The following is a 25,119-nucleotide window of genomic DNA, read 5'->3' as shown; positions in this document are numbered from 1 at the left end:
AAGTCTCCTGGGTTTTAGTGAGTTGGCGTGAAAGGGTCAGCTCGCGCGCTCGTCGGCCGGCGCGGCAGACAGCGAGGGTGTGGGCAGTCGGTCCAGCGCATGCGCCAGCGCGGCCCGGCAGCGCGCTTCGTCGCCGACCTGCTCGAACAGCAGCAGCGCGAGCCGGGCAAGGAACAGCGATTCTCGTTCCACGCCCGCCTCGCTGATGGCGCGCGCGCAGTCGGCGTAGAGACGGTCGCGCGCTTCGGGGCTCAGTGCAGCAGTCATGCGGCCTCCTTTGTTGCCAATGCGGACGCACGCGCCAGGGCCTGCGAGAGCGCGCCCGGCGGCACGCGGCGCCAGCGCGCGGCGACGTGGCCGTCGGGGCGCAGCAGATAGACGGCGCCGTCCTGCGCGCCCAGGGCCGCGAACACCGCGGCATCGGCGGCGCCCGGCGGCAGCTTGCGCAGCACCGCCTTCAGCGGCCCGGCCTGCGCGGCCGCGAGTTCGGCTTCGAGCGCGGCGTCTTTTTTGCGATCGATGTTGAGCACGAGCACGGTGAACATCGGACCCAGCCAGTCGGTAAGATGCAGCTCGGCCGACAGCTGCTGCTCGGGCATCGCTTCGCCCGGCTTGGGTCCGGCCGAGAGTTCGTCGCTCGCGCTGGACAGCGCCGAGGCCTCGTATTGCACCGCCTGCGTCTGCCGCGGATTGATCAGGTTCGCGATCTCGCGGTGCGCGCCCGAGAGCGAAAGCGCGGCTTCGCGCAGCAGGTCGAAGCCGCGCGACGGCGGCGACATGAATTCGGTGCTGCGCATCGCGCTTTCGGCATTGATGTGGAAGGCCGCGATGCGCTCCTGCGAGTAGCTGTCGAGCAGCGCGGCATCGGACACGCCGCGCGCCACCAGCGCCAGCTTCCATGCGAGGTTGTCGGCATCGTCGAAGCCCGAATTGAGGCCACGCACGCCGAAGATCGGCATTGCGTGCGCGGCATTGCCGGCGAAGAGCACGCGCCCGTGGCGGTAGCTGTCGAGAGTCATCGCGCCGGCGCGGTAGACCGAGGTCCAGACCGTCTTCCAGGGCAGGTGGCCTTCGCCGATGGCTTCCAGATGGCGCTGCACGAATTCCTGCACCGCAGCGGGCTGCAGCGCCTCCTCGGTGCTCTGGCCGGCGCGCAGCTGGTAGTCGATGCGCCAGATGTCGTCGGGCTGGCGATGCATCAGCACGGTCGAACCCGGGTTCCAGGGCGGATCGAACCAGGCGCGGCGCTCGGTGGGGTGCGTGCTGTGCAGCTCGATGTCGATGATCACGTAGCGGCCCTCGTAGGCCGTGCCCTCGAGATTGAGGCCCAGCGACTTGCGCACGAAGCTCTGGCCGCCGTCGCAGCCGACCAGCCACCGGGCCTGCAGCGCGTAGCTGCCGAGCGCGTTGTGCGCCTGCAGCCGCAGACCTTCATCATCCTGCGCGAAGCCGGCGAGCTCGGTGCCCCAGCGGATGTCGATCGTTCCGGGCGATGCTTCGTTGCGGCGATGGATCGCGTCCAGCAGGTACTGCTCGATGTAGTACTGCTCGAGGTTGATCATCGGCGGCAGCTTCTGGCGCTCGTCGTGCGGCATCTCGAAGCGGAACACCTCGTCGGTCTTGTAGAAGCTACGCCCGCCGGTCCAGGGCAGGCCCTTGGCCAGGAAGGCCGGCAGCGCGCCGAGGCGTTCGATGATCTCCAGGCTGCGGCGCGAGACGCAGGCCGCGCGGCTGCCGACGCAGACCGTGTCGTCGGCTTCCAGGATCACGCTCTTCATGCCGTGGTTGGCCAGGCCCAGCGCGAGCGACATGCCGATCGGGCCGCCGCCGGCGATCACGACCGGATGGCGGCCCGGTTCGACGCCGTCCTCGAGCGCCGGCAACCGCGGATCGAAACGCGTGTAGTGGAAGTCGCCGACCGACGGCGGCAACTCGCCGGCCACCGGAGGCAGCGGCCCGGTGGCGGCATCGCCGGCGCGCGCGGCGGGCTTCGGGGCGACAGCGGTGTTCATGCGAAGGGATTGTCCCGATGCCTTCCTTCCACCGATGTCGTAACTTCGTACGAAGTGTTAACCCTGATATCCCCATGAGGCGCTGGCCTCTTCGCGCCGCCGAGCATGCGCTGGCGGCCCCCGTGGTCAGCGGCGTGCTCGCCGGCATCGGCACGCCGCACCTGGCGGCCAGCTACCTCGGCGCCATGCACCGCGTGCTGCCGGTAACCTTCTGCACCGTGTTCGCGGTGAGTGCCACCGGCCGCATCGAAACGGTGTCCGCCGCGAGCACCTACGGCAACACGGCCGAGCGCACTTCGGAGCGCTACGTGGCGCAACGCTTCGACCTGCTCGATCCCAACATGGTCTGGCTGGCGAAGCGCAAGCTGCCCAAGCGCCCGCAGCTGTGGCTCGGCCACCAGCGTGCCGAGGAGGTGGCAGACCCGGCCTATCGCGCCGCCTGCTACGGCGACGTCGGCATCCGCGAGCGCGCCTCGATCCTGCTCTTGTTGCCGACCGGCCAGCGCACGGCGGTGAGCTTCTACCGCAGCCTCGCCCAGCCCGACTTCGGCGACGCCGATTTCGCGCTGCTCGAAACGCATGCCACGCTGCTGGCCGATGCCACGCTCGCGCACGGCCGCAGCGCCATGGCCGCGCGCGAGGCTGCCGAGCCCACGCTGGCCACGCGCCTGCTCGCTCTGAGCCTGCGCGAGCGGGAGGTGATCGGCCACCTGATGGCCGGCAAGACCGCCAAGGAAGCGGCGCGCGAGATCGGCATCGAGCTCACGACGGTGCGGACCCACCAGTACCGCGCGTTTCGGCGGCTGGGGATCGGAAGCCTGAAGGCCTTGCTGCGCGGTGCCTCTCAGCCGATCGTGTCGCCAAAAGCGCAAATTTGTGACACGTTCCAACTTCATGTCGCTGGCAGCGACGCGCAAGGGCCGACATGTTGTCAAAATCAAAAAATGACGACACGTTGAATTGACCTGTCGCCGCATGGCGGTGGGCCACTACCAGTTCGAGCCCATCCACCCCTTCACCGACGGAAACGGCCGCCCCGGCCGGGTGATCAACATCCTGGTGCTGATCCAGGAACAATTGCTCGCGCTGCCGGTGCTCTACCGCTACATCATTGCTCACGAGGCCGACTACTACTGCCTGCTGCAGAAGGTCACGCGCGAACAGGCCTGGGAGGAATGGGTGCTCTACATGCTGCGGGCCGTCGAAGAAACCGCGCGCTGGACCACGAACAAGATTGCAGCCATGCGTGGTCTCGCCGAACACACCGATTACGTGCGCCAGAAGCTGCCCAAGATCTACAGTCGCGAGCTCGTCGAGACGATCTTCGAGCAGCCTTATTGCCGCATCGGCAACCTGGTCGACAGCAGATCGCGCAGCGCCAGGCGGCGTCACGCTACCTGAAGGATCTGGTCAGCGTGGGCGTGCTGGCAGAAGTCCAGGCGGGCAAGGAAAAGCTCTTTACCCATCCCAAGCTCATTCAGCTTCTGAAGCGAGATGGAAACGAATTCGCGCGTTATGGCTGACCGGTGCTGCCCGGCGCCGACACTTCCTGATCGATCGCCCCGAAGATCGACTGCCCGTCCTTGCCCTTCATCTCGATCCGGATCGTGTCGCCGTACGTCATGAACTCGGTCGCCGGCTGGCCGTCCTGGATGGTCTCGATGCAGCGCTTCTCGGCGATGCAGCTGTAGCCCTTCGGCCATTCGGTGCGGCCGTTCTTCTCGACACCCTTGTTGCTCACCGTGCCGCTGCCGACGATGCTGCCGGCGCGCACGTTGCGCGTCTTGGCGATGTGCGCGATCAGCTGGCCGAAGTGGAAGGTCATCTCCTCGCCCGCGTCGCACATGCCGACCTTGCGGCCGTTCCAGGTGCTCTGCAGCGTGAGGTGTACGCGGCCGCCCTGCCAGGCCTCGCCCAGCTCGTCCGGCGTAACGGCCACCGGGCTGAAGGCGGTCGCGGGCTTGCTCTGGAAGAAGCCGAAGCCCTTGGCGAGCTCGGCCGGGATCAGGTTGCGCAGGCTCACGTCGTTGGCGAGCATCACCAGGCGGATGCCGTCGAGCGCTTGCGCGGGGCTCGCGCCCATCTTCACGTCGCCGGTGACGACGGCGATCTCGGCCTCGAAATCGATGCCGAAGGCTTCGCTCGCGACCACGATGCGGTCGCAGGGGCCGATGAAATCGTCGCTGCCGCCCTGGTACATCAGCGGGTCGGTGTAGAAGCTTTCGGGCACCTCGGCGTTGCGCGCCTTGCGCACCAACTCGACGTGGTTGAGATAGGCCGAGCCGTCGGCCCACTGGTAGGCGCGCGGCAGCGGCGCCATGCATTGCGTGGGATCGAAGGGGAAGGCGTTTCGCGCGCGGCCGGTGTTGAGCGAATCCGACAGGTCCTGCAGCTGCGGGCTCATGAAGCCCCAGTCGTCAAGCACCTGCTGCAGGCGGCTGGCGATGCCGGTGGCATAGTGGGCGCTGGCCAGGTCGCGCGAAACGACGACCAGTTGGCCGTCGCGCGAGCCGTCTTTAAGGGTGGCGAGTTTCATGGGTGGCGGCGGATGCCGGCACGGCATCGCTACTAAACTGATTGAACGGGCGGCAGTGTACCGAGCGAACCTTGGCGCCGCGTTCCGATCCACATCCGATGCCCCCGCACGCCCTCCCCGCCCAGCCCCCTGTTCCGCGCCCGCCCTGGCGCGGGCTGGCGCTGCTGGCGGCTGCCGTGCTGCTCGCCCACTTGGCGCTGCTGGGCCTGGCACCCATGGCCGTGGGGCCGCATCCTTCGCCGCTGGCCAACAAGTTCAGCACGCGCACCATCGTCATCGCGCCGCCGGCTGCGGAGCCGGTGGCGCCGCAGCCTGCAGCCACCGCCAAGCCGCCCCCCCCCAAACCCGCGCGCCCGCGCCCTGTGGCCCGTCCGCAGGCGCCCGCCCCTGCGCCCGAGAGTCCGGCGGCGGCCGAGGCGGTCGGACCGGATCTGACGGCCCAGGCGCCGGTCGAAGCCGGCGTTCCCGCGGAGCCCGCGCCGGAGGGGGCGGCCCCGGCACCCACTGAGGGCGCATCCGCTGCGGCCGGCAGCAGCGCCGCAGGCCAGGCCGAAGCACCGGTACCGCAGCGCATCCCGGGCTCGGTGCGGCTCGCCTTCGCGGTCACCGGACAGCAGGGCATGGCGCCGATGCAGGGCGTGTTCGGCAACCTGACCTGGCTGCAGGATGGCCAGCAGTACGACGCCCAGCTGTCGCTCAACTTCCTCTTCCGGACCATCCGCAGCCAGCACAGCAACGGCGTGATCGGCGCCAACGGCATCGAACCGGCACGCTTCTCGGACAAGCGCAGGAACGAGGTGGCCTCGCACTTCATGCGCGATCAGGGCACGGTGGTGTTCAGCAACAATGCGCCGAGCGTGCCGCTGATGCCGGGCGCGCAGGATCGGCTGAGCGTGATCCTGCAACTCGGCGCCTTGATGGCCGGCGATCCGGGGCGCTATCCGCCCGGTGCGGCTTTCGCGATCCAGACGGTGGGCCCGCGGGACGCCGACATCTGGATCTTCAAGGTCGAAGACGATGAAAAACTGAGCCTGCAGGCCGGCGAATTCGCTGCGCGCAAGCTCACCCGCAACCCGCGCAAGCCCTTCGACGACAAGGTCGAGCTCTGGCTGGCGCCTGAACTCGGCTATCTGCCGGTGCGCATCAAGCAGACCCAGAGCAACGGCGATTTCGCCGATCTGCAACTGCGCAGCGTGGAGTCGATGCGTCCCTGAAGCCGAATGAAGCACAAAAAATCACGGCCTGTACCTACAAAACAACAGCCCATATTGAAACTGGCGCGTTGATTGCTATCTAACCAACATGAATGCCATCGACATCCTCACTGGACCCGCCATGCAAATGCTTTACGACTCCGACTCCTTCGTCGTCGTGCACGTGCAGCCGACCGAAGGCGACTCGCCGGTAGCGCCCGACATTCCGGTGCTGGCGCGCCACGGCTTCGAGATTGTGGACAAGCGCTCCGGCAAGGAGGTCTACCTCGACGGTTCCTGGGCCGAACTGTTCCAGCAGCAGATTGCCGCCTGGCAACTCAACACGCCGACGCAGGAAGAAGTCGAAGACACGCTCGAGGGCTACGCCGAACTGGCGCACACGCCCGTCCTCGTTCACTGAGCGCCGCGGCGCTTTCCATAGAGCTCACCGTACATCGGTCCGACGATCAAGAGCACGGCCACCAGCCGGCACACCTGAAACGCCGTCACCACCGGCACCCCCAGCTGCAACACCTTCGCGGTGATCGCCATCTCGGCGATGCCACCGGGCGAGGTGCCCAGGATCATGGTGGCCGGATGCAGCCCCGTGCTCAAGGCCAAGAGCCACGCGAACGCGCCACAAAGCGCGATCATCGCCAGCGTGCCGAGCGCCACCGTGGCCAGCCAGCGCGGCGCCGTGTGCAGGAACTCGCGGCTGAAGCGCACGCCCAGGCTCACCGCGATCACCAGCTGGGCCGCATTCGACAGCCACACCGGCACGGCCGACAGCTGCTGGCCGGCCATGGTGAATCCCATCGACACCACCAGCGGCCCCATGAACCAGGGGTTGGTGCGCCCCGCGATCCGCATGACCAAGCCGCCGATGCCGGTGGCCGACGCGAGCAGCGCCAGCCCGCCCCAGCGCACCTCGCGCACGCTGGCCACATTGATTTCGAGCCCGTGCAGCCCCCTCCATTGCATCGCGAACGGAATCGCGATCGTGACCAGCACCAGCCGCAGGCTGTGCGCGGCAGCGACCAGATCGGTGCGCGCGCCAACGCGTTCGGCCAGCAGCGTCATTTCGGACGCGCCGCCGATCGCACCTGCGAAGTAAGTCGTGGCTCTCATGGAACGTGCAGGCACATGCGGCATCCGATCCGCATGCAAGCGCTGCAAGCTCCAACCGAAGGCCCAGCCCAGCGCCAGCGCCCAGACGATGGCGAGCACGATGGCCCACCACACGCCAGCCACCAGAGCGACCACCTGCGGCGTGAAGTAGAGGCCCAGCGCGACGCCGATCACCCACTGCCCCGCATTGCGCAAGGGCGTGTGGCTGGCGGTCGGCGCGCCGGCGATCGAGGCCAGGGACACCGCCAGCAGCGGCCCGATCATCCAGGGCAGCGGCGTGTGCAGGGCAAGGCAGAGGCCGGCCGCCACGAGTGCAAGCAAGAGCGTGGCGAGGACGCGAACCGAAAAGCGGAGGGACACGGACAGGAAAACGGGGAAATGGACGGCGGCGCGCTGCGGCCGCCGTCGCATAGTATGGCTCGATGCTGTTTCGACGCTCTTTCACACCGTCCTTGATCGTGGCCGCGGCCATCCTCACCGGTTGCACGGTCTTCGCGCCGCGCGCGGATGCACCGGTCGCCCAACGCGCGATGGCGCTGCTGCCGGCCGACGCGCTGCTGCTGGGCGAACAGCACGACGCCGCCGAACACCAGGTGATCGAGCGCGAGACGGTCGAGACACTGGCCGCACGCGGCCGCCTGGCCGCCTTGGCGCTCGAGATGGCGGAAGAAGGCGCGACCACGGCTGGCCTCGCGACCACTGCGACCGAAGCGCAGGTGCAGGCCGCGCTGAACTGGAACGAGAAGGCCTGGCCCTGGAGCGCCTACGGCCCGGCCGTGATGGCCGCGGTGCGCGCGGGCGTGCCCGTCGTCGGCGCCAACCTTCCGCGCGAACGCATGAAGGATGCGATGGCCGACGTGTCGCTCGATGTGCAGCTCGGCAAGGAAGCGCACAAGACGCAGCAGGACGCGGTGCGCAACGGCCACTGCAACCTGCTGCCCGAATCGCAGATCGGCCCGATGACGCGCATCCAGATCGCGCGCGACCGCGCGATGGCGCAGGCGATCGTCAAGGCGCGGGTGCCGGGCAAGACCGTACTGCTGCTGAGCGGCGCCGGCCATACCGCCAAGGCGCTCGGCGTGCCGCAGCACCTGCCGAGCGACCTGGCGGTGAAGACGGTTCAACTGCAGGCCGGCGTACCGATGACAGCGCGCGAGCCCGGCGCCTTCGACGCCGTGTGGCTCACGCCTGCCTTGCCGGAAAAAGACTACTGCGCCGGGGTCAAGCGTTCTTCTTGATGGAGTCGGCCAGCGTGTTGACCAGCGTGTCGATATGCGACTTCTCGACGACGAAGGGCGGTGCGATCACGATCACGTCACCCGCCGGCCGCACCAGCGCCCCCTTGTGATAGCAGTCCAGGAAGATGTCGTAGGCCCGCTTGCCCGGTGAGCCCGCGATCGGCGCGAGTTCGACCGCAGCGGCCAGGCCCAGGCTGCGGATGCCGATCACGTTCGGCAGGCCCTTGAAGGTGCTGTGGAAGGCATCGCCCAGCACCTTGCCCATTTCGCCCGCGCGCGGGAACAGCTGCTCCTTCTGCAGCAGCTCGAGCGTCGCAATCGCTGCCGCGCAAGCCACCGGATGGCCCGAATAGGTGTAGCCGTGGAAGAACTCGACCACATGCTCGGGCGCCGAGGTGTTCATCATCGCGTCGTACAGCTTGTCGCGGCAGATCACGCCGCCCAGCGGGATCACGCCGTTGGTCACGCACTTGGCAAAGTTCAGCATGTCGGGCACCACGCCGTAGTAGTCGGAGGCGAAGTTGGTGCCCATGCGGCCGAAGCCGGTGATGACCTCGTCGAAGATCAGGAGGATGCCGTGCTTGTCGCAGATCTCGCGCAGCTTCTGCAGGTAGCCTTTGGGCGGCAGGTACCAGCCGGCGGAACCCGCCACCGGCTCGACGATGATCGCGGCCACGTTGCTCGGGTCGTGCAGCGGCAGGATGCGCTGCTCCAGGTCGGCCAGCGGATCCTCGGCCCACACCGGCTCCTGGTTGTGGATGTAGGCATGGTTCACCGGATCGTGGATGAAGCGCATGTGGTCCACGCGCGGCAAAAAGGCCGAGCCGAACACCTTGCGGTTGCCCGGAATGCCGCCCACCGACATGCCGCCGAAGCCGACGCCGTGGTAGCCCTTCTCGCGGCCGATGAAGAGATTGCGGTGCCCTTCCCCGCGCGCGCGGTGGTAGGCCAGCGCCACCTTCAGCGAGGTGTCGGCGGCTTCGCTGCCGGAGTTGCAGAACAGCACCTTGTTGAGGTCGCCCGGCGCCATCGCGGCGATCATCTCGGCGGCCTTGAAAGCACGGTCGTTGCTGACCTGGAAGGCGGTCGCGTAGTCGAGCGTGTCGAGCTGCTTCTTGATCGCCTCGTTGATGGGCTTGCGGTTGTGGCCCGCGCCCACGCACCAGAGCGAGGAGATGCCGTCGATCACCTTCTTGCCGTCATGGGTGGTGAACTCCATCCCGTCGGCGGCCACGAAGACCCGCGGGTCCTTCTTGAAGTGGCGGTTGGGGGTGAAGGGCAACCACTGGTTGTCCATGGTGAAGTCGTTGTAGGCCATGGGTCACTCCTGCCGGGGAGGCGCTGAAGGGGAGAAGGGCATTTTGGCACCGGCTGCGTTGCCCGGCAGCCCTGCGACAATCTCCGCCCTTATGACCCCCGCGTATATCCTCACCCTTTCCTGCCCCGACCGCACCGGCATCGTCCATGCCGTCTCAGGCTTTCTGCTCGAGCGCGGCGGCAACATCGAAGAAGCGGCGCAGTACAACGACCACGGCACGGGCCTGTTCTTCATGCGCGTGCGCTTTGCCTGCGACCAGAGCGAAGCCGCCTTGCGCGAGCAGATCGCCGGCCTGGCCCAAAGCTTCGACATGCGCTGGAAGCTGCACGCCGCGGCCGAGCCGATGAAGACCGTGATCCTGGTCAGCAAGGAAGGCCATTGCCTCAACGACCTGCTGTTCCGCTGGAAGAGCGGCCTGCTCGCGATCGACGTGCGCGCCATCATCTCGAACCACCGCGACTTCTACCAGCTGGCCGCCAGCTACAACGTGCCCTTCCACCACATCCCGGTGACGGCCGCGACCAAGGCCCAGGGCGAGGCGAAGCAGCTGGAGATCATCGAAGCCGAAGGCGCCGAGCTGGTGGTGCTGGCGCGCTACATGCAGATCCTCAGCAACGAGCTGTGCACCCAGCTGGCCGGCCGCGCCATCAACATCCACCATTCCTTCCTGCCCAGTTTCAAGGGCGCCAAGCCCTACTACCAGGCGCATGACCGCGGCGTGAAGCTGATCGGCGCCACCGCCCACTACGTGACCGCCGACCTCGACGAGGGTCCGATCATCGAGCAGGACGTGGAACGCGCCGACCACACCGACACCGTCGAAGACCTGACGGCGCGCGGCCGCGACACCGAGAGCCAGGTGCTGGCCCGCGCCGTGAAGTGGCACAGCGAGCACCGCGTGCTGCAGAACGGACACCGGACGGTGGTGTTCAAGTAGTAGAGTCCTTTCCATGAACGCGCTCCACGCCTCCGAACGCCAGTCGCAGGTGGTGCGCGCGCTGCAGGCCCACCTGCCGGCGCATGCGCTGATCTGGAACGCCGAGGACACCACGCCCTACGAGTGCGATGGCCTCACCGCCTACCGCCAGCGGCCGCTGGCCGTGGCCTTGCCGGAGACCGAGGCGCAGGTTGCGGCCGTGCTCAAGACCTGCCACGCGCTCGGCGTGCCCGTCGTGGCGCGCGGCGCGGGCACCGGACTCTCGGGCGGCGCGATGCCCAACGCCGTCGGCGTCACGCTCTCGCTGGCCAAGTTCAACAACATCCTGAAGATCGACCCGGTCAGCCGCACCGCGGTCGTCCAGTGCGGGGTGCGCAACCTCGCGATCAGCGAGGCGGCCGCGCCTTTCAACCTCTACTACGCGCCCGACCCTTCGAGCCAGATCGCCTGCACCATCGGCGGCAACGTGGCAGAGAATTCGGGCGGGGTGCACTGCCTCAAGTACGGCCTCACGCTGCACAACGTGCTGCGCGTGCGCGGCTTCACCGCCGAAGGTGAGGCGATCGAGTTCGGCAGCGAGGCGCTCGATTGCGCGGGCCTGGACCTGCTCGCGCTCGTGATCGGCAGCGAAGGCATGCTGGCCGTGACCACCGAGGTCACCGTCAAGCTGGTGCCCAAGCCGCGGCTCGCGCGCTGCATCATGGCCAGCTTCGACGACGTGCGCAAAGCCGGCGATGCGGTGGCGGCCGTGATCGCGGCCGGCATCATCCCGGCGGGTCTCGAGATGATGGACAAGCCGATGACGGCCGCGGTCGAGGACTTCGTGCGCGCCGGCTACGATCTCGACGCCGAAGCCATCCTGCTGTGCGAATCCGACGGCACGCCCGAGGAGGTCGAAGAAGAGATCGGTCGCATGAGCGCCGTGCTGCGCGATTGCGGCGCCACCGCGCTCTCGGTGAGCCGCGACGAGGACGAGCGCCTGAAGTTCTGGAGCGGCCGCAAGAACGCCTTCCCGGCCTCGGGCCGCATCAGCCCCGACTACATGTGCCTCGACTCGACCATCCCGCGCAAGCGCCTGGCCGACATCCTGCTCGCGATCCAGCAGATGGAGAAGAAGTACAACCTGCGCTGCTGCAACGTGTTCCATGCCGGCGACGGCAACCTGCATCCGCTGGTGCTCTTCGATGCCAACGACCCCGACGAGCTGCACCGCTGCGAGCTCTTCGGCGCCGACATCCTGGAGACCAGCGTCGCGATGGGCGGCACGGTGTCGGGCGAGCACGGCGTGGGCGTAGAGAAGCTCAACAGCATGTGCGTGCAGTTCACGGCCGAGGAGAACGAGCAGATGTTCGGCGTCAAGCGCGCCTTCGATCCGGCAGGTCTGCTGAACCCCGGCAAGGCCATTCCCACACTGCAGCGCTGCGCCGAGTACGGCCGCGAAGTGGTGCGCGGCGGGCGCGTGGCGCATCCGGACCTCCCTCGCTTCTGAATGAGAAGGCACGCACGATGAACGGCTTGCGCGGCCTGGCCTGGCTGCTCGTGTTCCAGTCGATCGGCGAAGTGCTCTCTCGTGGCTTGTCGCTGCCGCTGCCCGGGCCGGTACTCGGCTTGATGTTGCTGCTCGGCGCGCTCTACTTCCCCGCGGTGCGCGAGCCGGTGGCCGAATGCGCGAGCTTCATGCTCGCGCACCTGTCGCTGCTGTTCATTCCGGTCGGCGTCGGTGTGATGACGCATCTCGCGCTCCTCGGCCAGTACGGTGGGCGCATGCTCTTCGTCGTCGTGCTGTCGACCTGGATCGGGCTGGCGGTGACCGTGCTGGTGCTCCACGGATTCAACCGCAAGAAGAACAAGACCTGAGCCGTGCCGCGCTTCGTCGAACTCTGGATCTATCTCTCGGCCACACCGCTCTTCGGCCTCACGGCCACGCTGGTGGTCTACCTGCTGGCAAACGCGGCCTACGCGAAGCTGGGCAGCGCGCCCTGGGCCAACCCAGTGCTGTGGTCGGTGATCGCGCTCGCGGGCGGGCTGCTGGCCACGGGCGTGGACTACCCGAGCTACTTCGCGGGCGCGCAGTTCATCCACTTCCTGCTTGGTCCGGCGGTGGTGGCGCTGGCCTGGCCCTTGTGGCAGCGGCGCGCCGAACTGCGCGCGCGCTTTGGCCGCCTCTTGCTCGCGGCGCTGGCAGGCGGCGTGGCGGCGGGCGGATCGGCCGTCGCGCTGGGCTGGGCGGTGGGCCTGCCGCACGACGTGGTGCTCTCGCTCGCGCCCAAGTCGGTCACGGCGCCGGTGGCCATGGGCATCTCGGAAAAGATCGGCGGCATTCCGGCACTGTCTGCAGTGTTCGCGGTGCTCACCGGCATGATCGGCGCGCTCTCGGGGAAGTACCTCTTCGACGCGCTGCGCATCGGTACCGATGCCACCGGCTATGCGGCGCGCGGCTTTGCGCTCGGCACCACGGCCCATGGCATCGGCGCGGCGCGTGCGTTGCACGTGGATGCCGATGCGGGCGCGTATGCAGGCTTGGCGCTGGGCATGCAGGTGGTGCTGGCTGCGTTGCTGATGCCGATGGTGTTCCGGATGCTCTAGAAAGAAAAACGCCCGGCGAGGCGGGCGTTCTTCCTGGCTACTCAATTTCTGTTCGGATTGTTAGGCCGGCTGTCGTAGCGATTGGGCACGCCGTCGTTGTCGCGGTCGCGGTCGTAGCGGTTCGGCACGCCGTCGCGGTCGCGGTCCCAGCGGCCGCGGTTGTATTCCCAGCGGCCATCGCGTTCACGCCATTCCGGCGCACGGTAGGCATAGCCGGATCGTGCGCGAACCCATCCGCCGCGAACCCAGACATGGCGCCCACCATGCCACTCGTAGTGGCCGGGCGCCCACACATAGCCGCGGCGCGGCGGCGGCATGCGTTCGGAGCGCGGCGGCGGTGGCGGCGTCTGGATGATGACCGCGGGCTGGGCCTGCGCGGTGGTCGGTATCGTCACGGCGGCGCCCACCGAAAGAAGGGACGCGGCGCCCACGGCCAAGGTGACAGCAAGTTTTTTCATGGGGGGGCTCCTCATGAGTTGTTGGAGCCTTCATCGTCCCTGGCCGATGTGAAGCCGGTGTAAGCCTCACGCGAAATCTTGTGTAAAGCTGTGTCGCCTCTTGCTGCCTGCCGAAGGCGCTATTCCCGCAGTTCGCGCACGTCGATGGCATCCGCCATCGCGGCATAGCCGGCGTTGCCGGGATGCAAGTGATCACCCCCGTCGTGGAGCGGATCGAGCGCCGCCGGATCGGCCGGATTGCGCAAGGCCCGATCGAAATCCACCACCGCATCCACGTCCTGGCGGCCGCGGATCCAGCGGTTCACCGCCTGCCGGCGAATCTCCTTTTCCTCGCTCCAGGAGACCGCGCCCTTGAAGGGCGTGATGGTGCCCAGCAGCACCTTCACGCCCTTGGCATGCGCCTCCTCGATCAGCTGCTGCAAAGCGGCCGTGATCTGTTCGGCGCTGGGCGGATGGAACACCGGCGCGAGCCCCTGTACCGCGATGGGCAAGCTGAGGCCGATGTCGTTGATGCCGATCAGGATCACCGCATGCGTGACGCCGCTTTGCGCCAACACGTCGCGCCGGAAGCGCTCGATGCCCCGCGGGCCGACGCCATCGGTGAGCAAGCGGTTGCCGGCGATGCCGGCATTGATCACCGCCACGGACCCGGCACTGCCGGGCTGCTCACGCATGCGCGTCGCGAGCCGGTCCGGATAGCGCGAGGGCAGCGCCTGCCCCTCGCCGGCACCCAGGCCTTGGGTGATGGAGTCGCCGAATGCGACCACCACGCGCGGCGCGGCCGGGCTGGCGACGTCGAGGCCGGTCACGATGTGGTTCCATGACGACGGCGTTGCATTGCGCCACTTCGGCTGCATGAGCGCAGGCCCCGGCACCATCGATGTGCTTCCAAGATGATGCACGGTCGCGAAGGACGTGCGCGCCTCGACCTGAAAGCTCACCGCCACGGCCTGCCCGGGCTCGACACCGAGCCGTGCGCCATCGCTCCAGAGCTCCTCGCCCGGAGCGATCGTCGCGCTCGCCAGGCCACCGAAACGCAGGTCTTGCAGCGTCGCCGGCGACACCGCATCGGGGCCGGTGCTGCGCGCCACGCTGGCGCCGACGATGCGCAAGGGCTCTTTGCCGAACAGGTTGGAAAAGCGAACACGTACACGCTCGCCGCCCAGCGTCGGCAACACGCGCAGGCGCAGGGTCTGGCCGTCGATGACAGGGGGCGGCGCACCCGCCGGCGAAGTCTGGATGCCGGGGAGCGCGGGCGCCTTCAGGTAGTCCTGCGGCGCGGCGGCCCAGCTGGCGACCCAGCGAATGGCGGGCACTGCCCGCGGCTGGGCCGGCAACGCGACGGGCAGAAGGCTCAGCAGCAGCGCGGTGCAGGCGGCGAATCGTGAAACCAGGTTCATGCGCAAAAGCACCCCAGTTTACGGAGCCTTCGCGGCCCCCGTGTAACTCAGGGCCTTGCGCGCCTCACCAGGTATCGACGTAGGGCGCGACCGAGTGCTGTGCAGCAGCGGACGATGCCAGCCCGCGCACCAGCCAGGCGCGCGTGTCGGCGGGGTCGATCACCGCATCGATCTCCAGCGTCTGCGCCATGTGGATCGCTTCGCCGTTCGCATACTGCTGGGCCACCAGCTTCTTGAACAAGGCATCGCGTTCCACGCCCTCGGCCGCGGCCTCGAGTTCCTTGCGGAAACCAAGCCGCACCGCGCCCTCGAGCCCCATGGCGCCGAATTCGCCCGTGGGCCAGGCCACGGTGAAGACCGGCGCATCGAAGCCCCCGGCCGTCATCGCCTGCGCGCCCAATCCATAGCCCTTGCGCAGCACCACGGCGAAATAGGGCACGCGCAGGTGCGAGGCCACCATGAACATCCGGCACACGTGGCGCACTTGCGCCTCGGCTTCGATCTCGGGCCCGACCATGAAGCCCGGCGTGTCGCACAGCGCGACCAGCGGCAAGCCATGCGCGTTGCACAGCTGCATGAAGCGCGCGGCCTTGTCGGCCGCTTCGACGTCGATCGCGCCGCCGAGATGGTGCGGGTTGTTCGCGAGCAGGCCCACGGGCTTGCCCTCGATGCGCGCCAGCGCCGTCACGATGCCGGCGCCGAAACCGGCGCGCAGCTCCAGCAGCGAGCCGCTGTCGGCCACGCCGCGCATCGCGGCGCGCACGTCGTACACGCGCAACCGGTTCTCGGGCACCGCATGGCGCAGCGCACGTGGATCGGCGCACTGCCAGTCGCTCGTCGGACCCTGGAAGTAGGAGATGTATTGCTTCGCCGCGGCGACCGCATGCGCTTCGTCCTTCACCAGGATGTCGATCACGCCGTTGCGCGACTGCACGCTGCTGGGCCCGATCTGTTCGGGCGCGAAGGTGCCGAGGCCACCGCCTTCGATCATCGCGGGTCCGCTCATGCCGATGTTGCTGGCCTCGGTGGCGATGATCACGTCGGCGCAGCCGACCAGCGCCGCGTTGCCCGCGAAGCAGCGGCCGTGCACGATGCCCACCACCGGCACCTTGCCCGACAGCGCCGCGAACTGGCTGAACGTGTGGTTGTTGAGGCCGGCGACGATGGGCATGTCGGTATCGCCCGGCCGCCCGCCGCCGCCTTCGGCGAACAGCACCACCGGCAGCTTCAGCTGGTGCGCAATGCCCAGCATGCGGTCGGTCTTGTGGTGGTTGCGCATGCCCTGCGTGCCGGCCAGCACCGTGTAGTCGTAGGCCATGACCACGCAGCGCGACCTCTCGGGGCCGAACTGCTTCGCGTTGATGCTGCCGATGCCGGTCACCATGCCGTCGGCCGGCGTGTTGGCGATCAGGTCTTCGAGCGTGCGGCGGCGCGTCTGTGCGGCGATGGCGAGCGCGCCGTATTCGGTGAAGTTGCCGGGGTCCTCGGCCAGCTCGCACAGGTCCGCGATGTTGGCGCGCGCGGTGCGGCCGCCCTGCGCGTGGCGCTTCGCGACCGCGACGGCGCGGTTGGCGTCGAGCGTGGGCGCATGGCGGTCGATCACCTTCTGCAGGTCGGGCCGGATGGCATCGAGATCGTGCTCGGCGCGCGCCTCGGCCTCCACGGCCTGCGCATCCACCGCTTCGAGCCGCACCAGCGACTGGCCCTCGACCAGGTAGTCGCCGGGCACGGCCAGCAGCGCAAGCACGCGGCCGGCCGCGGGCGCGTGCAGCAGATGCTCCATCTTCATCGCCTCGAGCACGCCGAGCTGTGCGCCGGCCGGCAGGACGTCGCCGACCTCGACCTCGAACTGCACCAGCCGCGCGGGCATCGGGGCCTTGATCACGAGGTCGTTTTCCTCATCCTCCTTCGGCACGGCCACGTCGTTCGTGCCAGAAACGGGCCCTGCCGACTTCGCCGCATCGATGTGCACGGCCGCGGCGAGCAGATCCGCCAGATGCTCTTCGACGAAGCGCGTGTGCACCTTCTGCGTCGCGAACTCGGGCCGCGCTCCGATCGCGCGCAGCAGCGCCAGGTTGGTCGTCATGCCCTCGATGGCGCATTCCCCGAGCGCGCGCAGCGAGCGCCGCAGCGCGTCGGCGAAGCTCGGCGAGGACGAATGCACGATCAGCTTGGCGAGCAGCGTGTCGTAGTGGGGCGAAGGCGCGAGGCCCGCGTAGCCGTGCGTGTCGACACGCACGCCGGGACCGGCCGGCAGGTCGAAGCGCGACAGGATCCCGCCGGACGGCCTGGCGTTGCTCTCTACGTCGAGCGTTTCGGCATTGATGCGCCATTGCACCGCGAAGCCGCGCTGCGCCGCGCTTCGATTCGCATCGATGCCGAGCGCGGCCAACGGCTGCCCGGACGCGACCGCGATCTGCAACTGAACCAGGTCGAGCCCGGTGACGGCCTCGGTCACCGTGTGCTCGACCTGCAACCTCGGATTGGCTTCGATGAAGACGAAAGGAAGATTCTTCGACTGCTCGTCGACCAGGAATTCGAAGGTGCCCAGCCCCTCGTAGTCCACGGCCTGCGCCATGCGCAGCGCCGCCTGCGTGATGCGCTCGCGCAGCGCGGACGAGAGCGAAGGGCTCGGCGCGATCTCGACCAGCTTCTGGAAGCGCCGCTGCAAGGTGCACTCGCGTTCGCCCAGGCTGGCGACCGCGCTGCCGTCGCCCAATACCTGCACCTCGATGTGGCGCGCATTGCGCATCAGCCGCTCGACATAAACGCCCTCGACGCCGAAGGCCGCCTTCGCTTCGGACACGCAGCGTGCATGCGCTCCCGGCAGATCCGCCGCGTTCAGCACGGCCCGCATGCCGCGACCGCCACCACCGCCGATGGCCTTCACCATGACGCCGGCACCCTCTGCCTGCTGCGCGGCAAAGAAGGCCTGCGCTTCGGCCAGCGTCACCGCGCCGGCGCTGCCCGGCATCACAGGCACATCGCACTGCTCCGCCAAAGCACGCGCACGCGCCTTGTCGCCGAAGAGGGCAAGCTGCTCTGGCGTCGGGCCGATGAAGCGCAGCCCGGCCTTCGCGCAAGCCTGCGCGAAGTCCGAGCGCTCGCTGAGGAAGCCGTAGCCGGGATGGACCGCATCGCAGCCCTGCTCGCGCGCGATTGCGATCAGCGCCGCAATGTCCAGATAGGCCGAGGGGCCCGTGGCGCCGAGCGCGATGGCCGTGTCCGCCAGTTGAACATGCAGCGCATTCGCATCGTCTTTCGCATGGACGGCAACGCTTTCGATACCAAGGTCGCGCAGCGCGCGCACCAGGCGCACCGCGATCTCGCCGCGATTGGCAATCAGAATTCTTCGGAACATCAGGGTTGGTCTTTCAGCAGCCGGCGCAGCACCTTGCCGGCACCCGTGGTGGGCAAGGCATCGATGAAGCGCACGGCGCGCGGCGCCTTGTAGCTGGCCATGTTCTCGCGCGACCAGGCGATCAGCGCATCGGCGTCGAGCGCCAAGCCCGGCTTCTTCACGACGAAGGCCTTGACCACCTCGCCCTTCTCCGCATCGGGTTGCGCGACGACCGCGGCCTGCGCCACCGCCGGATGCTTGATGAGAATGGTCTCGACCTCTTCCGGAAACACGCTGTAGCCCGAGACCTTGATCATCTCCTTGAAGCGGCCGATGAACGTGAGATAGCCGTCGGCATCGAGCTTGCCCATGTCGCCGGTGTGCACCCAACCCTTGCGCAAGGTCGCGGCCGTGGCCTCGGGCTTGTTCCAGTAGCCCTTGAAGGTGCCCGGGCTCGTGAGCACGATCTCGCCGACCTCGCCCACCGCCTTGTCTTCGCCGGTGTCGGCATCGACGATGCGGATCGTGACGCCTGGCACCGCGACGCCCTGCGTGCCCCAGCGCGGCGCGTGGTGCGGCGTGTAGGTGTCGCAGGTGTGGGTTTCGGAGAGGCCGTAGGCGGCTTCGAAGGAGGTGCAATTCTTCGCGAAGCCGCGCCATTGCGCAGCCAGCGGCTCGGTGAAGGTGATGCCGAAGCTCGTGACCGGGTTCATGCGCAGGCTAGCCAGATCGAAGCGCGTGATGCCTTCCACCTGCATGCAGGCCACGTTCATCGGCGCGATGCTGTACCACCAGTTGACCTTGTAGCGTTCGATGGCCTGCAGCACAGCGCGCGGCTCGAAGCGGTGCAGCAGCACCGAGGTGGCGCCGGTGAGCACCGGCACGTCGACCCCCATCAGCATGCCGGCGATGTGATAGAGCGGCGCGATCGACAGCAGCACGTCGCTCGCGGCAACGCCGTTGCAGTCGGCGGCGGCGCGCGTCTTGAAGAGCGCATTGCCGTAGCTCAGCATCGCGCCCTTGGGCAGGCCGGTGGTGCCGGAGGTGTAGGTCATGAGCGCAATGTCGTCCATCGACAGCGCGACCGGCGACGGGCGCGCGCCGCTTTGCATCACGGCGAGGAAATCTTCGCAGCCCGCCGGCACGTTGCGCGGCTCGCGCTGCGTCGCAGCGAGGTCAGCCGGGAGGTCGAGCGTCGGGTCATCCGCCAGCAGATCGGCGTAGTGCACCACGAACACATGTTCCAGCGCACTCGCCGGCTTCACCTTGTCGACCACCGGCAAGAGCGACGAAGCCGCGACGATCACGCGCGCCTTCAGGTCATTGACCTGGTAGGCCAGCTCATGCTCCTTGTTGAGCGGCCCGCTCGGACACACGATGGCGCCGATCTTCTGGATGCCGAAGTGCGCCGCCAGGTACTGCGGGCAGTTGTTGAGGAAGAGCACCACCGGATCGCCTTTCTTCACGCCGATGGCCTGCAGCCGCGCCGCGAAGGCATCGCTCGCGGCATCGAGCTCGGCGTAGCTCATCGTGCGCCCGTACCAGATGCAGGCTGCGTGATTCCCACGCTCGCGCGCATGGTTGCGCAGGTACTCGTGCAGGGGCTGCTGCGGGCGGTCGGGAAGCGCGGTTGTCTCCATGGCGTCAGTCTCACAGGGTTATCGATAGGGCTGGCCGCTTGCCATCGCCGCATGGTGCTCCAACAATCCTACTCATGGGTATAACTTCGGCGACACCGCACAAACCCCACCTGCCGCAGGGCACCGGCCGCCAGCGCGCCGCGACGCAATCGACCGACGCGCAGCGCGAGCGGATCCTCCAGGCCGCGACCGACCTCTTCGCGCGGCAGGGCTACGCGAACACCACGATGGCGCAGATCGTGCGCGCGCTCGGCGTGACCAAGCCCTTCGTCTACTACTACTTCCGCGACAAGCAGGAAATCTTCGAGACGCTCTCGTGGCGCCCCGCGGTCGACTGCTTCATCTCGCTGGACTTCGCCGACGCCGACGAGCGCCCTGCGGTCGAGAAGGTCAAGGAAGGGATCGAGCGGCTGATCCGCGCCACCGTCACGCACCATCCCTGCGCCTTCTTCCCTTATCGCGAGCCGCAGGTCTACCGCCCCGAGTACATCGCCGCGCAGAAGAAGCTCGCGCACCACTTCTACGACCGGCTCTTCCCGCTGCTCGAGGAAGCCCGCAGCGACGGCGACCTGGACTTCCAGGACACCCGGATCACGGCATTCGCCGCGCTCAGCCTGCCGGGCTTTCTCTACAGCTGGTACCGGCCCGACGGCCGTCTTTCCCCCGACGAGGTGATCGCCCAGTTGTCGAAGCTTGCATGGCGCGTGCTGGGCCTGCGCACAACGACCTGATCCTCACCGACGACCCCAAGGAGACAACGCATGATTTCCCTTCGCCTCGCGCCCCTCGCGCTGGCAATGCTGGCCGCATCGGGCCTCGCATCGGCCCAGCAGACCTACAAGATCGCCTACATCGACCCGCTCTCGGGCCCCTTCGCGAACGTCGGCGAGCTGATGCTCACGCACATCCAGTACGCGGTCGAAGACCTCAATGCCAAGGGCGGCGTGCTCGGCGGTACGAAGCTGCAGCTGCTGCAGTTCGACAGCAAGCTTTCCGCGCAGGAGAGCCAGAGCGCGCTACAGGCCGCCATCGACCAGGGTGCGCAGGCCATCATCACGGGCGGCTCGGGCTCTTCGGTGGTGACGGCGCTGGTGCAGTCGGTGAACCGCTGGAACCAGCGCAACCCGGGCAAGGAGCTGCTGGTGCTCAACCACTCCTCGATCGACCCTGAGATGACCGGCAAGGGCTGCAGCTTCTGGCACTTCCAGACCGAGGCCAACACCGCGATGAAGATGAAGGCGCTGGCCAACTACATCAAGAAGACGCCGGACATCAAGAAGGTCTACCTGCTCAACCAGGACTACGCGCACGGCAAGCAATGGGCGAGCTACGGCCGCCAGCTGGTGGGCCTGGCGCGGCCCGACGTCCAGTTCGTCGGCGAGGCGCTGCATCCCATCGGGCGCGTGAAGGACTTCTCGCCCTACCTCGCGAACGTGCGGCAGGCCGGCGCCGACACGGTGATCAGCGGCAACTGGGGCCAGGACATGACGCTCTTGCTCAAGGCCGCGGGCGACGCCGGCTACAACCTGCGCTACTTCAATCACAGCGCCGGCTCCGTGCCGGGCACCGTGCTCGCGGTGTCGCAGGCCAAGCTGGGCCAGCTGACCTGGGTGGCCGAATGGCATCCGGGCGAGGCCGACACGCCCAAGGCCGATGCGCTCGCCAAGGCCTACAGGGCAAAGACAGGCAAGGACTTCCTCGCGCCGCGCATCGAGTTCACGCCGCGCCTGCTGGCGGCCGCGATCAACAAGGCCGGCAGCACCGATACCGTGAAGGTCGCGCGCGCCCTCGAAGACCTGAGCTTCGACTCGGTGGTCGGCCCCGTGCGCATGCGCGCCGAGGACCACCAGTTGCTGCTGCCCCAGGTCGTCAACACCATCGCACCGGTGGACGGCAAGACGGTCAAGGTGGGCTGGGAAGGCACGAACTATGGATTTCGCACCGACGCGGTCTACACCGGCAACGAGCTGGCGCAAGGCACGGAATGCAAGATGGTCCGACCTGCCTCCTGATGCCCTCGCGCTAAGGGATAGCCCTGCCTGCCGCGCGCAGCGGCATCGAGATACTGCGATGTCGCACGCAACGGGCTGACCGGAGGCATCAGAACACCATGGCAGGCAAGAACGCGCTCTACCCGATCCCGCATCCGGCGAAGAAACCCTTCGTCGGCAACATCCTGTCGATCGGCTCCGACTCGCCGGTGCTCGACATGTGGAAGATCGCGCAGGAGCTCGGTGCCATCTACTGGCTCGACATGCCGGGCATGCCGGTGATCGTGGTGTCCTCGGCCGCGCTGGTCGACGAGCTGTGCGACGAGAAGCGCTTCGACAAGAGCACCAAGGGCACGCTGCGCCGCCTGCGCGCGCTCTCGCATGGCCTCTTCACTTCCGACACGCACGAGGCGACCTGGTCGAAGCCGCACAACATCCTGCTAGCCAACTTCAGCCAGCGCGCGATGCAGGCCTACCACCCGATGATGTTGGACATCGCCGAGCAGCTCGTCACCAAGTGGGAGCGGCTCAACTTCGACGAAGAGGTGGACGTGGTGCGCGACATGACCGCGCTCACGCTCGACACCATCGGCCTGTGCGGCTTCGGCTACCGCTTCAATTCCTTCTACCGCGAGGGCTTCCACCCTTTCGTCGACGCGATGGTGCGCACGCTCGAGACGGTGCAGAACCGGCGCGGCATCCCGCTCGAGGAGCTGATGCTCAAGAAGGAGCTGGCGCAGCAGCGCAAGGACATCCGCTTCATGCACAAGATGGTGGAAGACATCATCCAGGAGCGTCGAACGAGCGGCGCCGATATCGCGACCAAGCCCGACCTGCTGAGCTACATGATCGCCGGGGTCGACAAGAAGACCGGTGAGCGGCTGGACGACCGGCAGATCCGCGACGAATGCATCGAGTTCCTGATCGCCGGCCATGAGACCACCAGCGGCCTGCTGTCCTTCGCGATCTACTTCCTGCTGAACAACCCCGAGGCGATGGCCAAGGCCCAGGCCGAGGTCGACAACGTGTTCGGGTCCGACCTCTCGGTGAAGCCCAGCTACGCGCAGGTGAACCGCCTGGTCTACGTGCTGCAGGTGCTCAAGGAATCGCTGCGCATGTTCCCGACCGCGCCGGCGATCGCGATGGCGGCGAAGGAAGACACGACCATCGGCGGCCAGTACACGATCAAGAAGCGCAACATGGTCATCATGCATGCGCTCGCGCTGCACCGCGACAAGACGGTGTGGGGCGAGGATGCGGAACGGTTCAACCCCGACCACTTCAGTCGCGAAGCCGAGCGCGAGCGGCCCGTCAATGCCTTCAAGCCCTTCGGCAACGGGCAGCGCGCATGCATCGGGCGGCAGTTCGCGCTGCAGGAGGCGGTGCTCACGCTGGGCATGATCCTGCAGCGCTTCACGCTGGTCGATCACACGGGCTACAAGCTCAAGATCAAGGAGGCGCTCACGATCAAGCCGGAGGGCTTCAAGATCAAGGCGCTGCTGCGCGATCCGGCCACACGGCCGCGCGGCGAGGCCTCCTCGCAGCCGGTGCAGGCCGCGGTCGAGCGCCCTGCCGCCGCGAAGCCGCAGGCCGCGCGCCACGGCACATCGCTGCTGGTCCTTCAGGGCTCCAACCTCGGCACCGCCGAGGACCTGGCGCGCCAGCTGGCCGAGGCCGGCGAGATGCGCGGCTTCTCGACCCAGCTCGCCTCGCTCGACGACTATGCGGAGCGGCTGCCCGCGAACGGCGCCGTCGCCGTCGTCTGCGCCTCCTACAACGGCGTGGCGCCCGACAACGCGGCCGAGTTCCATCGCTGGCTCGACAAGGCCGACGACTCGCTCAACGGCGTGCGCTTCAGCGTGTTCGGCTGCGGCAACACCGACTGGGCCTCGACCTACCAGGCCGTGCCGCGGCGCATCGACGAACGCCTGGCGGCGCTCGGCGCGACGCGCGTCCACGCACGCGGCGAAGGCGATGCGCGCGAGGACATGGACGGCGCTTTCCAGGACTGGAGCGATGCGCTGTGGCCGCAGCTCGTCGCGGCCTTCGACCTCAAGCAGGGCGACTACACGCCGGCGCAGAGCGAGCCGCTCTACACGCTGGAGGAACTGCCGCCGCCGCAAAAAAACGCGCTGGTCGATGCGCTGGGCGCCGTGGGCATGCGCGTGATCGAAAACCGTGAGTTGCAAAGCGCCGGCAGCAGCGATGTCGAAGGACGCTCGACGCGGCACGTCGAACTGCAGCTGCCCGAGGGCGTGAGCTACCGACCCGGCGACCACCTGAGCGTGGTGCCGCGCAACGGCCCGGCGCAGGTGGAGCGCGCGATGGCGCGCTTCGGCTTCGACCGCAAGGCGCATGTGCGCCTGCAGGCGCAACCCGGGCGAAAGGCCGCGCTGCCGGTGGACCAGGTGATCGCGGTCGACCGCCTGCTGGGCGACTACGTCGAGCTCCAGGACGTAGTCACGCGCAAGCAGATCGCCCAACTCGCGGCGCACACCGAATGCCCCTTCACGAAGCCGAAGCTGGCGGCGCTGTCGGGCGCCGACGAGGCCTCCGCGGCGCTCTACAAGAGCGAGGTGCTGCAAAAGCGCAAGTCGGTGCTCGACCTGCTGGAAGAGTTTCCGGCCTGCCAAGTGCCGTTCGCCGTGTTTCTGGAAATGCTGTCGCCGCTCTCGCTGCGCTACTACTCGATCTCCTCATCGCCCTCGGTCGACAGCGTGCGCTGCAGTGTCACGGTGGGCGTGGTGGCGGGCCCTGCGCGCTCCGGTTTCGGCCAGTTCGAAGGCGTGTGCTCCAACTATCTCTCGCGCACCGAGGCCGGCGAAATGGTGCATGGCGTGGTGCGCGAAACCACGGCCGAGGGCTTCCGCCTGCCCGACGACCCGCAGCGTCCGATGATCATGGTCGGGCCGGGCACCGGCCTCGCGCCCTTTCGCGGCTTCCTGCAGGAACGCGAGGCGCAGATCGCCAAGGGCGCGACGCCAGGCAAGGCCATGCTCTTCTTCGGCTGCCGGCATCCCGATCAGGACTTCATCTATGCCGACGAGCTCGAGAGCTGGGCCGATCGCGGCGTGGTGCAGCTCCACACCGCGTTCTCGCGCGCGGGCGACCGCAAGGTCTATGTGCAGGACCGCATCCGCGAGCAGTCGGCCGAGGTCTGGCGGCTGCTGGAACAGGGCGCGATCGTCTACGTCTGCGGCGACGGCTCGCGCATGGAGCCCGACGTGCGGCGCGCGTTGTCGGACATCGCGCGCGAGCATGGGCAGGACGGCAACGCCTGGCTGGACAGGATGATTGCCGAGAAGCGCTATGTGCTGGATGTGTGGGCGGGGAACTGAAGTC

20 protein-coding genes and 1 pseudogene are annotated in these 25,119 nt (G+C 67.9%); 12 read left to right on the top strand and 9 right to left on the bottom strand.

What is annotated here, in order from left to right; translation table 11 throughout:
* Positions 1–36: 36 nt before the first annotated feature.
* Together ACSQ89_RS03035 and ACSQ89_RS03030 are read right to left on the bottom strand one after the other, a co-directional pair.
* Complete coding sequence (locus ACSQ89_RS03035) at positions 37–267, bottom strand: hypothetical protein (protein WP_093105183.1); 231 nt, start codon at positions 265–267, stop codon at positions 37–39.
* Entirely contained in the window at positions 264–2,012 is a 1,749-nt protein-coding gene (locus tag ACSQ89_RS03030; protein WP_436294439.1) for an FAD-dependent monooxygenase, read from the bottom strand. Before ACSQ89_RS03030 ends, ACSQ89_RS03035 begins: the two co-directional genes overlap by 4 nt.
* 74 nt (positions 2,013–2,086) lie before the next feature.
* Here ACSQ89_RS03030 and ACSQ89_RS03025 point away from each other — a divergent pair, with 74 nt between their 5' ends.
* Positions 2,087–2,971 (top strand): LuxR C-terminal-related transcriptional regulator, encoded by an 885-nt coding sequence (locus ACSQ89_RS03025; RefSeq protein WP_436294438.1) that lies wholly within the window; start codon positions 2,087–2,089, stop codon positions 2,969–2,971.
* A 16-nt stretch (positions 2,972–2,987) separates the two neighbouring features.
* A pseudogene (locus ACSQ89_RS03020) lies at positions 2,988–3,427 on the top strand (Fic family protein); the annotation flags it as partial.
* 98 nt (positions 3,428–3,525) lie between these two features.
* On the opposite strand, the gene ACSQ89_RS03015 reads toward ACSQ89_RS03020, so the two are convergent.
* Positions 3,526–4,548 (bottom strand): fumarylacetoacetate hydrolase family protein, encoded by a 1,023-nt coding sequence (locus tag ACSQ89_RS03015; RefSeq protein WP_436294437.1) that lies wholly within the window; start codon positions 4,546–4,548, stop codon positions 3,526–3,528.
* Between the two features lie 98 nt (positions 4,549–4,646).
* On the opposite strand from ACSQ89_RS03015, the gene ACSQ89_RS03010 reads away from it, so the two are divergent.
* Both ACSQ89_RS03010 and ACSQ89_RS03005 read left to right on the top strand, forming a co-directional pair.
* Positions 4,647–5,762 (top strand): DUF3108 domain-containing protein, encoded by a 1,116-nt coding sequence (locus ACSQ89_RS03010; RefSeq protein ID WP_436294436.1) that lies wholly within the window; start codon positions 4,647–4,649, stop codon positions 5,760–5,762.
* A gap of 121 nt (positions 5,763–5,883) precedes the next feature.
* Positions 5,884–6,162, top strand: a complete 279-nt coding sequence (locus ACSQ89_RS03005; protein ID WP_170855562.1) for a BTH_I0359 family protein — start codon at positions 5,884–5,886, stop codon at positions 6,160–6,162.
* Here ACSQ89_RS03005 and ACSQ89_RS03000 read toward each other — a convergent pair.
* Positions 6,156–7,229, bottom strand: coding sequence for an AbrB family transcriptional regulator (locus tag ACSQ89_RS03000; protein WP_436294435.1), 1,074 nt, complete (start codon positions 7,227–7,229; stop codon positions 6,156–6,158). The two genes, ACSQ89_RS03005 and ACSQ89_RS03000, sit on opposite strands and share 7 nt — an antisense overlap.
* Positions 7,230–7,291: 62 nt before the next feature.
* On the opposite strand from ACSQ89_RS03000, the gene ACSQ89_RS02995 reads away from it, so the two are divergent.
* Positions 7,292–8,107, top strand: coding sequence for a ChaN family lipoprotein (locus ACSQ89_RS02995; RefSeq protein WP_436294434.1), 816 nt, complete (start codon positions 7,292–7,294; stop codon positions 8,105–8,107).
* Here ACSQ89_RS02995 and ACSQ89_RS02990 read toward each other — a convergent pair.
* Positions 8,091–9,425, bottom strand: coding sequence for an aminotransferase class III-fold pyridoxal phosphate-dependent enzyme (locus tag ACSQ89_RS02990; RefSeq protein WP_436294433.1), 1,335 nt, complete (start codon positions 9,423–9,425; stop codon positions 8,091–8,093). The two genes, ACSQ89_RS02995 and ACSQ89_RS02990, sit on opposite strands and share 17 nt — an antisense overlap.
* A gap of 91 nt (positions 9,426–9,516) precedes the next feature.
* Here ACSQ89_RS02990 and purU point away from each other — a divergent pair, with 91 nt between their 5' ends.
* The 4 genes from purU to ACSQ89_RS02970 are packed head-to-tail and all read left to right on the top strand — an operon-like array spanning position 9,517 to position 12,948.
* Positions 9,517–10,362, top strand: a complete 846-nt coding sequence (purU, locus tag ACSQ89_RS02985; protein WP_093105164.1) for a formyltetrahydrofolate deformylase — start codon at positions 9,517–9,519, stop codon at positions 10,360–10,362.
* Positions 10,363–10,375: 13 nt separating this feature from the next.
* Positions 10,376–11,851 carry an FAD-linked oxidase C-terminal domain-containing protein gene (locus ACSQ89_RS02980; protein WP_093105161.1) on the top strand — a complete coding sequence of 492 codons (1,476 nt, stop codon included), beginning with the start codon at positions 10,376–10,378 and terminating at the stop codon, positions 11,849–11,851.
* A 17-nt stretch (positions 11,852–11,868) separates the two neighbouring features.
* The gene (locus ACSQ89_RS02975; RefSeq protein ID WP_093105159.1) at positions 11,869–12,219 is read left to right on the top strand and encodes a CidA/LrgA family protein; all 351 of its coding nucleotides are present in this window, start codon (positions 11,869–11,871) and stop codon (positions 12,217–12,219) included.
* 3 nt (positions 12,220–12,222) lie between these two features.
* On the top strand, positions 12,223–12,948 hold the full coding sequence (locus ACSQ89_RS02970) for an LrgB family protein (RefSeq protein ID WP_093105156.1): 726 nt from the start codon (positions 12,223–12,225) through the stop codon (positions 12,946–12,948).
* A gap of 41 nt (positions 12,949–12,989) precedes the next feature.
* Here the strand turns inward: ACSQ89_RS02970 and ACSQ89_RS02965 are convergent, their stop codons facing one another.
* From ACSQ89_RS02965 to ACSQ89_RS02950, 4 genes are all read right to left on the bottom strand, one after another.
* Positions 12,990–13,406 (bottom strand): YXWGXW repeat-containing protein, encoded by a 417-nt coding sequence (locus ACSQ89_RS02965; protein WP_093105154.1) that lies wholly within the window; start codon positions 13,404–13,406, stop codon positions 12,990–12,992.
* 119 nt (positions 13,407–13,525) lie between these two features.
* Positions 13,526–14,806, bottom strand: coding sequence for an SGNH/GDSL hydrolase family protein (locus tag ACSQ89_RS02960; protein WP_093105151.1), 1,281 nt, complete (start codon positions 14,804–14,806; stop codon positions 13,526–13,528).
* Between the two features lie 64 nt (positions 14,807–14,870).
* Positions 14,871–18,167, bottom strand: a complete 3,297-nt coding sequence (locus ACSQ89_RS02955) for a carboxyl transferase domain-containing protein (RefSeq protein ID WP_436294432.1) — start codon at positions 18,165–18,167, stop codon at positions 14,871–14,873.
* On the bottom strand, positions 18,167–19,786 hold the full coding sequence (locus tag ACSQ89_RS02950; protein ID WP_436294431.1) for an AMP-binding protein: 1,620 nt from the start codon (positions 19,784–19,786) through the stop codon (positions 18,167–18,169). The genes ACSQ89_RS02955 and ACSQ89_RS02950 overlap by 1 nt, the downstream gene beginning before the upstream one ends.
* Before the next feature lie 74 nt (positions 19,787–19,860).
* On the opposite strand from ACSQ89_RS02950, the gene ACSQ89_RS02945 reads away from it, so the two are divergent.
* The 3 genes from ACSQ89_RS02945 to ACSQ89_RS02935 all read left to right on the top strand — a co-directional run bounded on the left by ACSQ89_RS02945 (position 19,861) and on the right by ACSQ89_RS02935 (position 25,115).
* Positions 19,861–20,517, top strand: coding sequence for a TetR/AcrR family transcriptional regulator (locus ACSQ89_RS02945; RefSeq protein WP_093105144.1), 657 nt, complete (start codon positions 19,861–19,863; stop codon positions 20,515–20,517).
* 30 nt (positions 20,518–20,547) lie between these two features.
* On the top strand, positions 20,548–21,798 hold the full coding sequence (locus tag ACSQ89_RS02940) for a branched-chain amino acid ABC transporter substrate-binding protein (protein ID WP_436294430.1): 1,251 nt from the start codon (positions 20,548–20,550) through the stop codon (positions 21,796–21,798).
* Positions 21,799–21,896: 98 nt separating this feature from the next.
* The gene (locus ACSQ89_RS02935; RefSeq protein ID WP_436294429.1) at positions 21,897–25,115 is read left to right on the top strand and encodes a bifunctional cytochrome P450/NADPH--P450 reductase; all 3,219 of its coding nucleotides are present in this window, start codon (positions 21,897–21,899) and stop codon (positions 25,113–25,115) included.
* Positions 25,116–25,119 lie beyond the last annotated feature (4 nt).

Source organism: Variovorax sp. LjRoot175 (assembly GCF_964253805.1).
Taxonomy (GTDB): domain Bacteria; phylum Pseudomonadota; class Gammaproteobacteria; order Burkholderiales; family Burkholderiaceae_C; genus Variovorax.
This window is presented reverse-complemented; position numbering and strand designations above follow the sequence as displayed.

What these genes read in the sequence shown, in the direction of transcription:
- ACSQ89_RS03035 (WP_093105183.1), bottom strand. Translation starts at nt 267, where the DNA reads ATGACTGCTGCACTGAGCCCCGAAGCGCGCGACCGTCTCTACGCCGAC.
- ACSQ89_RS03030 (WP_436294439.1), bottom strand. Translation starts at nt 2,012, where the DNA reads ATGAACACCGCTGTCGCCCCGAAGCCCGCCGCGCGCGCCGGCGATGCC.
- ACSQ89_RS03025 (WP_436294438.1), top strand. Translation starts at nt 2,087, where the DNA reads ATGAGGCGCTGGCCTCTTCGCGCCGCCGAGCATGCGCTGGCGGCCCCC.
- ACSQ89_RS03015 (WP_436294437.1), bottom strand. Translation starts at nt 4,548, where the DNA reads ATGAAACTCGCCACCCTTAAAGACGGCTCGCGCGACGGCCAACTGGTC.
- ACSQ89_RS03010 (WP_436294436.1), top strand. Translation starts at nt 4,647, where the DNA reads ATGCCCCCGCACGCCCTCCCCGCCCAGCCCCCTGTTCCGCGCCCGCCC.
- ACSQ89_RS03005 (WP_170855562.1), top strand. Translation starts at nt 5,884, where the DNA reads ATGCAAATGCTTTACGACTCCGACTCCTTCGTCGTCGTGCACGTGCAG.
- ACSQ89_RS02995 (WP_436294434.1), top strand. Translation starts at nt 7,292, where the DNA reads ATGCTGTTTCGACGCTCTTTCACACCGTCCTTGATCGTGGCCGCGGCC.
- ACSQ89_RS02990 (WP_436294433.1), bottom strand. Translation starts at nt 9,425, where the DNA reads ATGGCCTACAACGACTTCACCATGGACAACCAGTGGTTGCCCTTCACC.
- purU (WP_093105164.1), top strand. Translation starts at nt 9,517, where the DNA reads ATGACCCCCGCGTATATCCTCACCCTTTCCTGCCCCGACCGCACCGGC.
- ACSQ89_RS02980 (WP_093105161.1), top strand. Translation starts at nt 10,376, where the DNA reads ATGAACGCGCTCCACGCCTCCGAACGCCAGTCGCAGGTGGTGCGCGCG.
- ACSQ89_RS02975 (WP_093105159.1), top strand. Translation starts at nt 11,869, where the DNA reads ATGAACGGCTTGCGCGGCCTGGCCTGGCTGCTCGTGTTCCAGTCGATC.
- ACSQ89_RS02965 (WP_093105154.1), bottom strand. Translation starts at nt 13,406, where the DNA reads ATGAAAAAACTTGCTGTCACCTTGGCCGTGGGCGCCGCGTCCCTTCTT.
- ACSQ89_RS02960 (WP_093105151.1), bottom strand. Translation starts at nt 14,806, where the DNA reads ATGAACCTGGTTTCACGATTCGCCGCCTGCACCGCGCTGCTGCTGAGC.
- ACSQ89_RS02955 (WP_436294432.1), bottom strand. Translation starts at nt 18,167, where the DNA reads ATGTTCCGAAGAATTCTGATTGCCAATCGCGGCGAGATCGCGGTGCGC.
- ACSQ89_RS02950 (WP_436294431.1), bottom strand. Translation starts at nt 19,786, where the DNA reads ATGGAGACAACCGCGCTTCCCGACCGCCCGCAGCAGCCCCTGCACGAG.
- ACSQ89_RS02945 (WP_093105144.1), top strand. Translation starts at nt 19,861, where the DNA reads ATGGGTATAACTTCGGCGACACCGCACAAACCCCACCTGCCGCAGGGC.
- ACSQ89_RS02940 (WP_436294430.1), top strand. Translation starts at nt 20,548, where the DNA reads ATGATTTCCCTTCGCCTCGCGCCCCTCGCGCTGGCAATGCTGGCCGCA.
- ACSQ89_RS02935 (WP_436294429.1), top strand. Translation starts at nt 21,897, where the DNA reads ATGGCAGGCAAGAACGCGCTCTACCCGATCCCGCATCCGGCGAAGAAA.